The organism is Pollutibacter soli (assembly GCA_029269725.1).
In the GTDB taxonomy this organism is placed as follows: Bacteria; Bacteroidota; Bacteroidia; order Chitinophagales; family Chitinophagaceae; genus Pollutibacter; species Pollutibacter soli.
On the sequence record JARJHS010000005.1, the window covers coordinates 292,608 to 308,051 of the forward strand.

The window sequence follows — 15,444 nt, forward strand, 5'->3', positions numbered from 1 at the left end:
AGTCCAAGTCGCTTTCCCGATAACTTTAAATAGGTAAGCATTTGCAGGTGATGGACGTTCGCAAGTGATTCGACTGATTTTATTTCAACCAATACCAGGTCATTAACAACGATATCCATTCTGAAACCACATTCCAGTTTAATGCCTTTGTATACGACCGGTAATGGCACTTCCGAATAAGCCTTGAGACCAGCCTTGTTTAGTTCAAAAGCCAATGCAACCTTATAAACTGATTCCAATAACCCCGGACCAAGTTCATTATAAACATTAAAAACACAACCTCTGATTAGATAGGATATTTCATTTTCTGTCATGAAGTAAAATTGAAATTGATTCTGCATTCCGGAATGTTGTTTTAAGCATTTCAAAACGTTTTTTTCTCCTCCCATTTTGGTGATTTTCTCGAATTATAAAGTTCCTCATGACTGACCAGAGCTTTTGCCCGTTGGCCATCCCAAGGAAAATGGTGTTTATAGCATTTCTCCGACAAATAGTCTTGTAGCAAATTTCATCATATTCAATATTTAATTATATCATTGCCGTGGTAATTGATCTTATGGCAACCTACATCGGTATCGGATTCTTTGTAGTCATCATTTTATTATTTGTAAAATTTAGTAAGAAGGCAAATGCACCTCAACCTGTTCCTGCTTCAAATAACATTGAAGACCTGCTAAGCAAACATGTTTCTTTTTATCAGCGATTATCTTCCGGCCAGCAGGAATCATTTTCAAAAAGGGTTAGTCAGTTTTTATCTGCAACGAGGATAACACCTGTTGGTAATGTACAACTGACAGATCTCGACAAAGTTTATATTGGTGCGAGCGCGATTATTCCGATTTTTCATTTTCCAGAATGGCAGTATACAAATCTCGATGAAGTGCTTGTGTATCCCGGCTCATTCGATGAAGGATTTCAACAGCATAGTAAGGATCGGAATGTACTCGGAATGGTAGGAGATGGCGCATTAAACCGTCAGATGATTTTATCACAGGAATCATTGCGGCAGGGATATGAGCAAAAAAATGCTGGCAATACCGGTATACATGAATTTGTTCATCTGCTTGATAAGTCAGATGGTGCTACTGACGGACTTCCAGAATTTTTTATGCCTTCTTCGTTGAAGGATCCCTGGCTGAAACAGGTGCACAGAGCTATTGCCGAAATCAGGCAGAAAGGCGATGATATCAATCCATATGCAGGAACCAACGAAGCGGAATTTCTTGCAGTGATTTCTGAATATTTTTTCACGAAGCCGGTGCTACTGGAGCAACATCATCCGGAAATATATCAGATGCTTCAAACGATGTTCAGGAAAAAGGATGGTCAGGGGAAATAGCATAAATGACCAGAGCCTGGTTACGTAACTTCTTCAATTACTTCACCAATAAGCATAAATCCGGCAATCTTAAAACCGGCTTTCAACAAAGTTTTCATCGATTTTTTATTTTCGATACCGGTGCGTGCGGCAGGTACCCGGCCATTCAGATAACTTACTTTTTTTACTTCCTGGACCAGGTAACTTCCGAACCCTTTCAATCGTTGATCTTCTCTTACTTCCATGTACAGATCGCAGAAAGGGAAATTATAGTGGGTAAGATACCCACCGGTAGCTACTACTTCATTATTGAATTCGATCAAATAATCACCGACAGGTTCAGCAAAATGTTCAAAAATGATATCTTCTTCACGGCGTTTTCTGAAAACAGCAGACACAGGTTTTAAATGGGTTGTAACATTTTCTTCAAAAAGAATAATATCAGCGTTGATGTTTTTCGCGAAACGATAGAGAAGGGAAGTGGTCAGCAGATCATTGCTCTGGCTTTCAATTACCCTTGCCTTCGAATTTTCAAGCAATTTTTCAAAAGCAGTCTCGGAAATATTTCTGAAACCCTGCAGAAGAAAAAATTCAAAAACACAATCACGGTCACTTATATTATTACGTCCTGCCACTGAGCCATATCCGACCCTTTGGTCGTCGCAGGAGATTATGTATTCATCTGCCCAGCCGCGCTCATGCCGTGCATTATATCTGATCTGGAAATTGTTTTCCTGGAGATAGAGTTCGCGAAGTGGCAAAACATCTTTAAGAGTCGCTTTGAAACATTCGATCTGCATGAAGGTCGTTAAAAATGAAGGTATCAAAAATCGACATGCCGCTGTTTTATTTTCATCTTTCTTTATTGAACCGAAATTTTTCCCAAATGATGACTACAGCGATTCCCGCCGTGTACATGAGCATATCCATCCATTCGAAGTAGCTCCCGAGAACAGTGTGTGCAAGTTTATTACGGGATATCCCAAGCTTCGCAGATAGCTGAAGCCATTGAAGAAATTCGATAAAATAAGCAAAGAGTAATACCCGAATTGCGGCTTTTAAAACCGATGCGTTAGTGAATGATTTCACAAAACAATACAACATGATCACTACAAGGAAATCCCCGATATAGGGTCTGACGATTTTATCATTAACAAATAAGGCGATCAGAATTTCGATCATCAATAGCAATGCCGCGATGATAAAGTAAGTTCGGTTAAAAATCATAGGTTGACTGATAAACAAATTGCGGTTACAAAGGTGCAACCGCAATTCAATAAATATCGGGAAGAATAGTTTTTATTTTTTACCAGTCGCAGCCCACAGAATTCCTGCATAAACGTGGTCCAGAAATGCTTCATTACTGTAATTGGTGGGGATATGGCCAAGCGCCGTATAGAAAGCCCTTCCACCATCATAGTCGTGGTACCAGGCAATGGGATGCATTCCATTGGTTTCACTGTTTTTTTTATTTCCCCATTGTGCTTTGGGGTTATAGGTTTTTTCATCAACAGCAAGGATATATTTCAGCCCGGTTGTTTTTTCGGGAGAAAAGTCATACCACTCATCTGTCCATAATTTCCCATTTGACAAACCCTGTAAGCCGGGAAAACTGGCATCGAGTACCTGGAGTTTTGCGGTTTGGTTAGCCGGATGAATATTGAACATCCTGCCTACCAGTTTTGTGTACCATTCCCAGTCATATTCAGTATCCGAAGCGCTATGGATTCCGACAAATCCTTTTCCGGATTGAATAAATCTTTCCATCACTTTCTGCTGGGCAGTATCAAGGATATCACCAGTAGTATTCAGGAAGATGACCACTTTGAACTGTTCAAGATATTTATCATTGAATCCACCGGGGTTCTCCCAGAGTACAACATCAAAAAAATTCCGTTGCCCCAGCTGTTGCATTGCCAGTACACCTGCATGAATAGATTCGTGATGCCAGCCCTTTGTATTCACTACGAGCAGGGCTTTAAACTGTTTTTGTGCGGAAGCGGATTGAGCCAATAGAAAGGTCAGAATTACCAGGAAATTCAGTCGCAGAATTCTCATAATCGTTGATTGGTTAATGATTGGGAAGATAGCGATTTTCGATCAATGGGCAACGAGCTGAATTCACACCTGGCAGGTCTTAAGACCTGCCAGGTGTGAATCGCCTTTCAGGGAAAACTTTATGCATAACTTGCTCTTTTACATTCGGAGAACCGGCAACCTGGGAGGTCTAAGACCTCCCAGGTTGGGGTAGCTGGTATGAAATTTTAAATAGTATTTTAAACAAATCACATGCGTAGCCTGATTGCATTTTTCTCGGCGTTTTTTTTGATGATTACCCTGAACTCCTGTGAACTCGTAGGCGGAATTTTCAAAGCAGGATTTAACACAGCTATATTTCTTGTTATACTGGTCGTGGTAATAATATTGATATTCGTATTCCGGGGAAGGAATAAGAGTTGAGTAATGCTATCTTAAGTGCAAGAGAGGCCCCAAAATTTCATAGGTCGGCTATTTTCCTGCTTACCACGTATTACTCACTGAAAATTCATCACTGCATCAAAAGCCCTTTTCGGTTTCAGATCCTTATCAAACAATAATGGATAGTTCTTTCTGCCACGCACGGGGAAATTATCAAGCCAGCTTCTCCGGTCAGAAATGTTCCAGAATGTGATGCTGGTTATCTGTTTTTTGTATTTGCGGAATATTGCAAAAATTTCCCGGTATTTTTCAATTTGTTTTTGCTCTTGTTGAGGGGTGAATTCAGCCGGAATAGTTCCGGGTTTAAAGGTCGAATCCGGACCGGAGGGGTAGACGGATAAATCCAGCTCGGTTACCTGGAGATTTACATTAAGTTTTGAATAGAGTTGCAATGCGCTATCAATTTGTGCCGCAGAAGGATGATAAATGTTCCAGTGTGCCTGCAGCCCCAAACCACTTACCGGCACACCCTGGGATTTTAATTCGCTGATAAGACGGTATATCTTTTCTCGTTTCACAGGATCTGTTTCGTTATAATCATTATAGAAAAGAATCGCATCGGGATCTGCGTCGTGCGCCCACTGAAATGCAAGGTTGATGTATTCCGGGCCACAAATCTTTAGCCAGTTTGAATTTCTCAGGTATTCGTTTGGGTTATCGCTGATGGCTTCGTTCACTACATCCCATGCGTAAATCTTTCCCCGGTACCTGGTGACAACTGTTGTAATATGTTCTTTGAGTCGCTTAAGCAATATTTCTTTATTCACTTCCTGTCCATTGGCATCTTTAAAAATCCAGGCCGGTGTTTGATTGTGCCATACCAGGGTATGACCACGTACTTTCATTCCACTGCTTTGCGCAAATGCAACAATAGAATCCGGTCCGGCCCAGTTATATTGGTCTTCCTGCGGATGAACCGGACCCATCTTCATTGCGTTTTCTGCTGTCACACTATTGAATTGTGAAACAATCAGTTTCGCTTCATCTGTTGTTGTGGACCTTGGTGTGATTGCAACGCCAATGGTAAAAAATTCGCTGTAGCGATTAGACAGTGATTGTGAGAAACCACTCTGTAATGAAAGCAGAAGTACTATAAGAAGAAAATAGCCCGGGCGCATGCGAATGGTTTATCTCCGAAATTAGCGATTATAAAAGAAAGTTCGCCAACGGTCAGGTGGTACGGTTGCCGGAGAAATGATTGGTCCCGAAGTCATTCCATTTCTAAACCTATTATCCTCACATAAACTGACTTTCGACTTACCACCTTTCATCTTTCAACTTCATCTCCGCCTTTCGTAATTCGTACTTTGAACTTCCTAAATATTCTCTATCTTACCAGGAACATCAAACTTCCAAATCAACTGCTATATGAATTTTCTCGGCCCGGTCGACTGGATTTTTATCGTCATCTATCTAATCATTATCGGTGGCATATCGGTATGGAGTATCCGAAAAAGTAAAGAGTCCGCATCCGATTATTTTCTCGCTAACCGAAACCTCGGTTGGTTTGTTATCGGCGCTTCCATTCTCGCGTCGAATGTCGGATCGGAACATATTGTTGGCCTCGCAGGTTCGGCTGCGCGGTCGGGAACGGTTCTCGGTCATTACGAATTGCATTCTTATCTCGTACTTGTACTGGGTTGGGTTTTCGTCCCTTTTTACATGCGGAGCCAGGTATATACGATGCCTGAATTCCTCGAGAGACGATTCAATCCTCAATCACGCCGGTTGTTATCGATCATACAATTGCTCAGTTATGTAATTACAAAAGCATCGGTGACCATTTTCGCGGGTGCACTTGTGTTTAACCAGTTTTTCGGAGTTAATTTCTGGACGGGTGCGATCATCCTCGTGGTTGTCACCGGAGTCTATACCATATTTGGAGGCTTACATGCTGTGATGTACACTGAAGCTATCCAGGCAATTGTATTATTACTGGGCTCAGCGGTATTACTCGTTTTCGGTTTAAAAGAAGTAGGAGGGTGGGATAGCATGATCGCTTCAATTCCAAAAGGTAAACTGAACATGTTCCCGCCACTCAGTGATCCTGAATTTCCCTGGGTCGGGATATTGTTTGCGTCGCCCATTGTGGGGCTTTGGTATTGGTGTACGGACCAACATATCGTTCAGCGCTGTCTCGCAGCACGAAATGAACGCGAGGCACGTAGGGGAACCATCTTCGCTGCTTACCTGAAATTACTGCCTTTCTTTATTTTCCTGATTCCAGGTTTGATTGCATATGTACTGCATCAGCAGGGAAAACTCGTTCTCGATGATACCAATGCGGCATTTCCTGCGATGGTAAAACAGATCATGCCGGTGGGTCTTCGCGGGTTGCTGGCCGGTGGATTACTTGCCGCATTGATGAGTTCGCTCGCATCTGTATATAATGCATGTTCCACTTTGTATACAATGGACATCTATCAAAAATCGCATCCCAATGCTTCTGAAAAAGAGCTGGTGAAAGTCGGGAGAATTGCAACAGGTGTGGTGGTGTTATTAGGGATGGCGTGGATCCCGTTGATGGGAAAGATTTCAACCGGTCTATACGATTATCTGCAAAGCGTACAGTCCTACCTGGCACCTCCGATCGCTGCAGTATTCCTGCTTGGCGTTTTCTTCCCACGGCTGAATGCGAAAGGAGCTTACTCTGCAATGGTGATCGGTTTTATTCTGGGTCTGCTGAAATTGACATTACAGATGACTGCAGAGAATTTTGCACCAGGTGGGTTTATCCATTCCTTTGCTACACTGAATTTTTTGTACTTCTGTATTTATCTTTTCATCTTCAGTATTGCCGTCATGGTGGTAGTGAGCCTGTTGACTCCCACGCCGGCAGAAGAACATGTCCGTGGACTTACTTTTGCGACAACCGTTGCTGAAGATCGTGCTGCAAGCCGCGCCAGTTGGAATAGAACTGACGTAATACTTTCGTTGTTCGTAGTGGTGATTATTCTTTGTGTTTTCGCCTACTTTTCTCCGTTAGGCGTCGCAAAATAAAGTGAGGGGTAAGGGGATGAGACTGGATCAAATTTTAGATTGATATTTCAAAACTTACGGTCGCTGCTGATGCAGCGGCCTTTTATTTTTTCTATCTATATAAACTGAGGGATAAAACCGACCCCGCATTTAGTACCTCCTGCATAAAAAAAAGCGGACCAGCCGAAGCCGGTCCGTTATATTTCTTAAGGTAGAATTTACGAAAAACGCAGGGATCAAATACTTCAATTCGAGACAAAATGCTGGTCGAGCAAATTGTTGATCGGAGTGGAATATTAATTATCTCAATGGTACCTTACGTTTTAAGTGATTTATTTTACGTGTAACGGTTAATATTAAGCGTTCGCTTTTTGCCTGTCACGCAACGCTTTGATGTTGTCATGAGCATTGCGAAGTTTACGTTGCTGTTCGCGCACCACACTCGCGATTTCTGGTGACAATTCATCGCTATCTTTCAATGCGGCTTCATATGCGCGCTGCGCAGCATCTTCACCGAACTCACAGGATTCGAGCACAGATTTTCTGTCTTTACCTGAGAACGTGGCTTTCACATCCATCCATGCGCGATATATCTTGCCCCGGAGTGTAGTGTCCGTAGTGGGTTTTTCGCCTTCAGCGAATACATATTTTTTAAGCTCTGTAGCGTACTGGCGACTGTCTGCTGCAAGGTCTGCGAAAAGTGTTCTCAGATCGCCATCACCAATACCTGTTTCTTTTGATGCTTTCTCATATCCTGCCACACGGTCATTATTGATTTGAATAAGGTCATTTAATATTTCAGCTGTTTTTTCATTCTGTTTCATATTATAGAGGTTTAAATGGTGAACAAAAGTTTTGCATTTCTGGTTGCAATCGCTCTTATATTCAAAAAACCGTACCATTTGACTGTATTGAAGAAAATCCCCCTGAACTGTTTTCAACCGCGAGAACGTTGTGGAGATATATGCACGCTTTGTTGATGGGAACACGCGAAAACCGGAAGGCAATAATTGAGATGAATTTCCCTTCCGATAAAATTTAAATTGTTGAAAATCACTGCATAAAGATTTTCTCTGGGGTGATTGGGTGGTTGAACCTTGGGGGTGCTAAACCTCCCAGGTTTAAGACCTGCCAGGTCTTTAAACCTGCGAGGTCTTTACACCTGCCAGGTCTTTACATCTGCCAGGTCTTTAAACCTGCCAGGTCTTTAAACCTGCCAGGTCTTTACACCTGCCAGGTCTTTACACCTGCGAGGTCTTAAAGACCTGCCAGGTATCGATTGACGGACGGAATTGTTGAAACACTTATCGGTGAATTTTTGCAATTTCATCCCGGCACCGCTGATTCTACCCAATTGTCAAGGTGTTAGGGCGCATGACCTGCTTAATCAAGCAGGGTTAGTACATCAATATGTTTTGACCGGTGCTGGAAACATTGGTCGCTACAGTAGAACGATCGAAACCAATGTACACCTGCGGGAATTTCATTGATTCGCCCAGGCAATTCCAAATCGGTTACTCCTCTCCGAAAGCAGTTGCAGGAATTGACCTTTAGGCAGGTTCAAAGACTCTCGCCCGTTTATCAACAGAATACCAAACGCCACGATCAGCTTTGCGCAGATATCATTTTACATCACCCGAAAACTGAAGTAGCAAAGGTTATAACTGCGGATAAAACTTTGATCCATCTTCCGAAGCTGATGGTTCGTCACTTGTTACTGGGAAAAAGTAAGGATAGTTTGGGAAAATTATATGACAACAGATCACCATGTTCATCCCGTGCAGGATTTGGAGGGTAAGCGGTCGCGCGGGCATTTGTACACTTTGGAAAGGAATTTATTAAAGGTTCGGAGAAGTCAGATGAATTGAATTCAAAAATCTAAGCTTTTATCTCCGGATAATTCCTAATGGGATTATCAGTTGACAGCGGGTAAATATTGTTTGCTTACTATCATCCGGGGTGCATGATGGCACTCCCGATTTCGTTTGTTTTGGCTGGTTAGCTGATGCATGGAACGTTTTTCGTTTCGACACATTTATCATATATTTAATACCATACTTTGCTGGCATAAAAATTTTATCGGTCAGAATAAACTAAAACCATTATGAAATGGATTGGCAGACGGAGTAGCTCAAATGTTGAAGATCGCAGGGGAATGTCAGGAACTGGTCTTGCAGTGGGTGGCGGTATCGGAGGTTTGATTATTTATTTAATTTTTTCATTGCTATCGGGCAACGGGATAGATCCTTCGCAGATACCTGATCTTAATCCGGGGCAGAGTAGTAGTGCGCCGATGTCAGAGGAACAAAAAGCAGAAGATGATCAACGTGCAAATTTTGTCGGCGTAGTGCTCGCCGACACGGAAGATGTATGGTCTAAGATTTTTGCAGATAATGGCTCCCAGTACCGGAAACCAACGCTTGTACTGTTCCGCGGACGGGTTCAATCGGGATGCGGAAATGCGAGTGCAGCATCGGGGCCTTTCTATTGCCCGCTTGACGAAAAATTATATATCGATTTATCATTTTACGAAGAACTGCAGGAACGTTTCAAAGCGCCAGGCGATTTTGCTATGGCCTATGTAGTTGCACATGAAGTAGGGCATCATGTTCAGAAACTGATGGGCACAGCAGAAAAGGTAACCAGGATCCGTCAGCAATCCAGCGAAGCTGAAGGAAACAGATATAGTGTAATGTTGGAACTGCAGGCTGATTTTTATGCAGGGCTTTGGGCAAATCATGCGCAGAAAATGTTTTCAAGTCTTGAAGAAGGTGATATTGCGGAGGCATTGAATGCCGCGAATGCAATTGGTGATGATCGCCTGCAAAAACAGGCAACGGGAGAAGTGGTACCGGATGCATTTACTCATGGAACTTCACAACAAAGAATGTACTGGTTCAAGAAAGGTTATGAAACGGGTGATATCAGGCAGGGAGATACATTTTCAAGTGAGAGGTGAGAAGTAGGTGAGTAGTATGAAGTAAATATTAAGCTGGAATTGAAGGTTTAAATTTATCGTTGGTGGACATTTGATTCATCGATTTGATACAATGACCAAATAAAAGATTCCTGGTAAAGCATAGAGATTACGATCAGTTATTGGAAAAATATAATAATGCAGCCCATCGGCTGCATTATTGTTTAATTGCAATCTGTAAGAGTCACTTAACGATGCGCCCATTCCGATCAATGAAAATGTGGCTAAAAAATATTGACTTTTAAAGTTGGAACAACAGCTAATGTCAGGCAGGGATCAGATTAATATCGAGCGACTGATGTTTATATAAGAATAAAATCTAATTTTTTTCCGAGTTACGATATACGCAATACGATCATTATTTTTCTCATGCATCATTTTCCGTCCTCCGGATGTCTTTTTGTTTTAATTATTCTCTTTGACATTTACCGGTTGAATTTCCAGGTGGTGTCCCTTCACCCCAAAATTTCCCTGCGGATCAGTAATTCCTGTTAACAGGAATGGTAAAGCTGCGTTCGTTATCGCTGGCCATACTGGGTTTACTCCCCGGGAGAATTGCACATCTGCTAACAGTTTATCAACAGTATTTTTACCGGGAAATTTACATGTATATACAAGAATTTCGACGAAAAGGAACAAACGCGACTTTTTTTGCAATCGAATGAATTTTTTGAAACGCAGGCCAGTAAAGGTTTTCGCGAAAATTTACCACTCGTAAAAAAAAATTATTCAAAAACATGTATATACAAGATATAATCCTATATTTGAGTGGAACAAGGGTGGCTGTATGAAATTTCCACACCGTTGTTTTAGAATTTTTCAGGGTTTCAGTTGTATTTAAATCATAGTAACCAAAAAACGATTGCATGAAAAAGCAGACTGCTTGTCCTTCCCACAAGTATTTGACGACATTCGGGCGAAGAATAAGGAAAGGCTTATTCTTATCGGTATTTATGCTCACCGGGGTAGCTGCTCAGCTGACCGCGGCGCCGGAATCAGAAAACAATCTCCGGCATTTTCAACAAACAATTACGGTCACCGGTACCGTACGGGACATGAATGGTTCGCCAGTGCCCGGCGCCTCCATCACTGTTAAAGGAACCAAACAAGGAACCACTACCAATTCGGATGGTGCATTTTCAATTGCAGTTCCTTCGGAGCAATCTGTACTCGTTGTTGAGCATACAGGTTATGTTTCACAGGAGTTCAGGGTAGGAAGTCAGCGGGCATTGGATGTTGTGCTGAACATAAAAAATACCTCACTAGATTCAGTAGTGGTGATCGGTTATGGTACAGCACGTAAGTCTGACCTTACGGGTTCTGTTGGTGGTGTAAAACAGGCAACGCTTGCTGAAAGACCAGCGCCATCACTTGCACAGGGTCTTGCGGGCAGGATCGCGGGTGTACAGGTAAACTCAAACTCCGGTCGGCCGGGCGGAAGAAACAACGTACGTATCCGCGGTTTCAGTTCAATCAATACTTCGAACAACCCGTTATATGTGATCGACGGAGTTGCGATGCCGGTGGGTATACAGGTGCAGGCCACAAACGCAATTGACTATATCAACCCTGATGATATCGTTTCAGTGGAAGTATTAAAAGATGCGTCTTCAACAGCAATATATGGTGCACGCGGTGCGAATGGCGTTATCCTCGTAACTACAAGAAGAGGTCGTAACAACACTCCCGGTCGCGTAAGCTATAATGGTCAGTTCAGCACTAATACGCTGGGGCCAAATCCATACGAAGTACTCAACGCACAGCAGTACCTCGATGTTGAAGATCTGGCATATGCAAACATGGCGAAGTTTGACCCTGCAGGCTGGGCAGCGGGTAAATATACTTCACGCAATCCTGCACTCACAAGAACGGACCCGCGTGTTTTCGATGCAAATGGTAAACCGAAATATGACACTGACTGGATGGAAGAAAGTATTCAACATAAACTTTCTCAGAACCATGATCTGAGTTTTACAGGGGGTGGCAGTACAGGTTCATACTCTATCGGTCTCGGTTATCGCGATGATCAGGGGCTGTTGCTCAATTCATTTTTAAGAAGATATTCTGCACGTGTGGCAGCTGATGAACAGGTTAAGAAGTGGTTGAAAGTTGGCGTCACACTCAGCTATAATAATCAGGAGGAAAATATAGTTGACCAGGATTACCAGGTGATGCGTAACATCGCTGAAGGTCTTCCTTTTCAACCTGTGAAATATGATGATGGCCGTTGGTCATGGAGTGGTGATTATCCCTTTGCTGAGCCTTTCTGGAATCCCGTTCAGCTACTTACTGAAAGGAAATTCATTGTGAAGAGCCAGACTACCATGGGATCAATTTATTCTGATATTGATTTCACAAAAGATCTGCAGATGCGCACTGTACTGGGTGCAAATGTGTTGAACCAGGAAATTGATCAGGCAGTCAGTCGCGGCTTACAACCCAGTACTTCAGGTGGTGCAAGTATCAATAACAGTAAAGAGACTTTCTGGTCATTGGAAAACTACTTTACTTATACAAAACGCATTGGTACTGATCATGACCTGAAAGCCCTGTTGGGTCTGTCATGGCAACACCAGGATTTTAATTCTTCTGCAGTCGGTATTCAAAATTTTTCTACTGATTATTTTCAGTACAATAACCTTGGAGCAGGAAGCTTCAATCCTACTTATGGTTCCGGACGTTCTTCATTCGCATTCAACTCTTACTTTGGACGCGTTAACTATGCGTTTAAAAACAAGTACCTCGTAACAGTAACGGGTCGTGCAGACGGTTCATCAAGATTCGGGGACAATCATAAATATGCATTCTTCCCTTCTGCAGCTTTGGCATGGAGAGTATCTGATGAAGCGTTCCTGCAGAATAATAAATTGATCTCTCACCTGAAACTCCGTACCAGCTACGGTTTGACGGGTAACTCAGAAATTCCGCCCTACACTTCGCTTTCTGTTCTTAGTTCAGGATACGTTGGAATTCTTGGTGATGCCCGTGTAGGAGGCACCGGTCTTGGTCGCCTCGCAAACCCTGATCTTCGTTGGGAGAAAACAGCACAGTTTGATTTTGGATTCGAACTGGGCATGTTCAACAACAGGTTGAATCTTGAAGCTGATCTTTATTACAGGAAAACAACAGATATGCTGTTGGATGCGCCTGTGGCAAGAACCAGTGGTTATGCAACGATCAGGAAGAACGTAGGTTCCATGGAGAATAAAGGTCTTGAGTTGACATTGAATGCACTTGTTATCAGTCAGAAAAACTTCTCATGGAACACGGCATTCAACGTTTCCTTCAACAGGAATAAAGTCTTGTCTCTCGCCACTCCGGCTGATATCTTCGGCGTAGGCGGACCTGGTTTCACTAACCAGACAAACATAATCCGTGTAGGCGAACCCGTGGGTGCTTACTGGGGGCTTGTACGTCTCGGTACCTGGAGTGAAGCAGAAGCTGCTGAAGCTGCGAAATATACCAGCTACAGAAACGGTTTGACACTGTTGCCTGGTGATATCAAATACCTGGATGTAAACGGCGACTATGTTATCAACGATGCAGACAGGATGATCATTGGTAATGGTTACCCGAACGCTTACGGCGGATGGGCAAATAACCTTCGTTTCAAAGACTGGGAATTCATTCTCGAACTTCAGTATTCATTCGGTAACGACATCCTGGATCAGACTAAACACTCCAGTGAAGACCGCCAGTCATTGGCTAACAGTTATAAGAGTGTATTGAATGCATGGACTCCTCAGAATCAGAATACACCCATCGCCCAGATCCGTGATACAAGAGCTGGTTATGTAACCAACGTGGATAGCCATTGGGTAGAGGATGGAAGTTTCATCAGAGGTAAAAACATTTTGCTCGCCTATAATTTCAAAGGCACAATGCTCGAGAGAATTCATATCAGTAAACTGCGTCTGTTCGCTTCCGTACAGAACTTTTTCCTGATCACGAAGTATCCGAACGGCGATCCTGAAATTACGCTCAACACATTTGGTAACGAATCCAACAGGGTATTTGCACAGGGTCAGAACTTCCACGCATATCCTAAATCAACCGTTTGGATGTTTGGTGTTTCTGTAGGATTCTAATACTAACCTTATTAAACGAATAATCATATGTTACGTCATAAATCAAAAATAACTTCACTGGCCTTAGCGGCGCTCCTGTTTGCGGGCACGGGCTGTTCAAAGTTTCTTGACGAGCGTGATCCTTCGAATCTCACGCCGGACAATTTTTACACGATTCCGCAACATGCTGACGCAGCCATCGCTTCAGTGTACGCACAAACCAGGTTTATCGTAGGTGGTGCGAACATCATTTCAATCAACTACCAGATGGCGGATGCATTGACAGGTATTGCAAGTACCGAGTCTGCACAGAACTCCGATCTGAATAACCTGCTGGGTCTGGCACATGATGCGGGCAACCAGCACATCATCAACTGGTGGAATGGCTTGTATAACGTGATCGCACAGGCGAACCTGGTTCTTGACAAGGTTCCCGGCATTAATCCTATGGATGAGGCCACCAAAAACAAAATCCTTGGCCAGGCGGCTTTCCTCCGCGCATGGGCCTATTTTTACGCGGTACAATACTGGGGCGATGTTCCATTGATCCTGAAACCTCAGACTGCTACTTCAGAAGATTTTCTGCCTACGCGTACACCTGCATCTGCAGTTTATGATCAGATCGTATTGGATCTGAAAGCTGCTGAAGGTGCCGGATTGCCCTGGACGGATGCAACCGGTCGTGTTTCACAGGCAGCTGCAAAAGCCCTGCTGGCAAAAGTATACTTAACAATGGCAGGGTTTCCGCTGAACAAAGGCGCAGAGTATTACAAGCTGGCTGCGGACAAGGCAAAAGAAATCATCAACAATCCAGGTACAATCAACCTGTTCCCTGATTATCTTTCTATTCACACTCCTTCCAAAAAGAATACCGTTGAGCATATCTTCCAGATTCAGTTCGTGGCAGGTATCGCCAGTAATAATGATATGCAGATTCTTTATCTGCCAAACTTCAAACCTATTACTGCTTACACTGCCAACTTCGGTACTACAGTTCCTATTCCTCAGTTCTATAATTCTTATGAAGCTGGCGACAAAAGAACGAAAGACAGGGAAGGTTATTTCTACACTACTTATTTCCAGGGCGGCTACGGTGCATCCTATGATCTTGGTGCGCCATATATCTTCAAACATTTCGACGTAGTAGCTAACGGAAGCCCAGGGGTGCCCGGTACTGCTAACAGCAGCCTGAATCAGCCACAGATTCGCTTTGCAGACGTATTGTTGATTTATGCCGAAGCACAGAATGAAGTGGGTGGCCCGGATCAATCAACTGTTGACGCGCTGAAAAGAATCCGTGATCGTGCTGGGCTTTCAACACCTGCTGTCGGCAGCTTTACAAAAGAAAGTTTCCGTGAAGCAGTATGGCGCGAGCGTTGGTATGAACTGGCATATGAAAACATTCTCTGGTTTGATATGATCAGAACAAGGAAAGTGTTCAATGTAACTACAAAAGGATTTGATGATTTCGTTGGCCATATCAACCTGAGCACCAACAAACCTTTGGCTGAAAAACATTTGTTACTGCCATTGCCACGTCCTGAGATGCAGAACAATCCAAACCTGCAACCTCAGAATCCTGGATACTGATGAATGATTTTGCGAAAATCTGATACTGGAATGTT

Annotated in this window: 12 protein-coding genes; 5 read left to right on the top strand and 7 right to left on the bottom strand. The window is 43.1% G+C overall.

Annotated elements, in window-relative coordinates; translation table 11 throughout:
• Window positions 1-314, bottom strand: a 314-nt coding sequence (locus tag P2W82_RS14725; protein ID WP_336516663.1) for a GxxExxY protein, incomplete at its 3' end; no start/stop codon positions are given.
• A gap of 242 nt (window positions 315-556) precedes the next feature.
• On the opposite strand from P2W82_RS14725, the gene P2W82_RS14730 reads away from it, so the two are divergent.
• Entirely contained in the window at window positions 557-1,339 is a 783-nt protein-coding gene (locus tag P2W82_RS14730) for a M90 family metallopeptidase (protein WP_336516664.1), read from the top strand.
• Window positions 1,340-1,359: 20 nt separating this feature from the next.
• On the opposite strand, the gene P2W82_RS14735 is transcribed toward P2W82_RS14730, so the two are convergent.
• From P2W82_RS14735 to P2W82_RS14750, 4 genes are all read right to left on the bottom strand, one after another.
• Window positions 1,360-2,118: a GNAT family N-acetyltransferase gene (locus P2W82_RS14735; protein WP_336516665.1), complete on the bottom strand. Its 759-nt coding sequence runs from the start codon at window positions 2,116-2,118 to the stop codon at window positions 1,360-1,362.
• Window positions 2,119-2,170: 52 nt separating this feature from the next.
• Entirely contained in the window at window positions 2,171-2,545 is a 375-nt protein-coding gene (locus P2W82_RS14740; protein ID WP_336516666.1) for a ribosomal maturation YjgA family protein, read from the bottom strand.
• Between the two features lie 72 nt (window positions 2,546-2,617).
• Entirely contained in the window at window positions 2,618-3,376 is a 759-nt protein-coding gene (locus P2W82_RS14745) for a ThuA domain-containing protein (RefSeq protein ID WP_336516667.1), read from the bottom strand.
• 476 nt (window positions 3,377-3,852) lie between these two features.
• Window positions 3,853-4,914, bottom strand: coding sequence for an endo-1,4-beta-xylanase (locus P2W82_RS14750; RefSeq protein ID WP_336516668.1), 1,062 nt, complete (start codon window positions 4,912-4,914; stop codon window positions 3,853-3,855).
• 250 nt (window positions 4,915-5,164) lie between these two features.
• Here P2W82_RS14750 and P2W82_RS14755 point away from each other — a divergent pair, with 250 nt between their 5' ends.
• On the top strand, window positions 5,165-6,796 hold the full coding sequence (locus P2W82_RS14755) for a sodium:solute symporter (RefSeq protein WP_336516669.1): 1,632 nt from the start codon (window positions 5,165-5,167) through the stop codon (window positions 6,794-6,796).
• A 335-nt stretch (window positions 6,797-7,131) separates the two neighbouring features.
• Here P2W82_RS14755 and P2W82_RS14760 read toward each other — a convergent pair whose 3' ends face one another.
• Window positions 7,132-7,599, bottom strand: coding sequence for a PA2169 family four-helix-bundle protein (locus P2W82_RS14760; protein WP_336516670.1), 468 nt, complete (start codon window positions 7,597-7,599; stop codon window positions 7,132-7,134).
• Between the two features lie 1,280 nt (window positions 7,600-8,879).
• On the opposite strand from P2W82_RS14760, the gene ypfJ reads away from it, so the two are divergent.
• The gene (gene ypfJ / locus P2W82_RS14765) at window positions 8,880-9,734 is read left to right on the top strand and encodes a KPN_02809 family neutral zinc metallopeptidase (RefSeq protein WP_336516671.1); all 855 of its coding nucleotides are present in this window, start codon (window positions 8,880-8,882) and stop codon (window positions 9,732-9,734) included.
• Window positions 9,735-10,157: 423 nt separating this feature from the next.
• Here ypfJ and P2W82_RS14770 read toward each other — a convergent pair whose 3' ends face one another.
• Window positions 10,158-10,409 carry a hypothetical protein gene (locus P2W82_RS14770; RefSeq protein WP_336516672.1) on the bottom strand — a complete coding sequence of 84 codons (252 nt, stop codon included), beginning with the start codon at window positions 10,407-10,409 and terminating at the stop codon, window positions 10,158-10,160.
• Between the two features lie 209 nt (window positions 10,410-10,618).
• Here P2W82_RS14770 and P2W82_RS14775 point away from each other — a divergent pair, with 209 nt between their 5' ends.
• A complete protein-coding gene (locus P2W82_RS14775; protein WP_336516673.1) occupies window positions 10,619-13,840 on the top strand; it encodes a SusC/RagA family TonB-linked outer membrane protein in 3,222 nt (1,073 codons plus the stop codon).
• A gap of 27 nt (window positions 13,841-13,867) precedes the next feature.
• Window positions 13,868-15,409, top strand: coding sequence for a RagB/SusD family nutrient uptake outer membrane protein (locus tag P2W82_RS14780; protein WP_336516674.1), 1,542 nt, complete (start codon window positions 13,868-13,870; stop codon window positions 15,407-15,409).
• Window positions 15,410-15,444 lie beyond the last annotated feature (35 nt).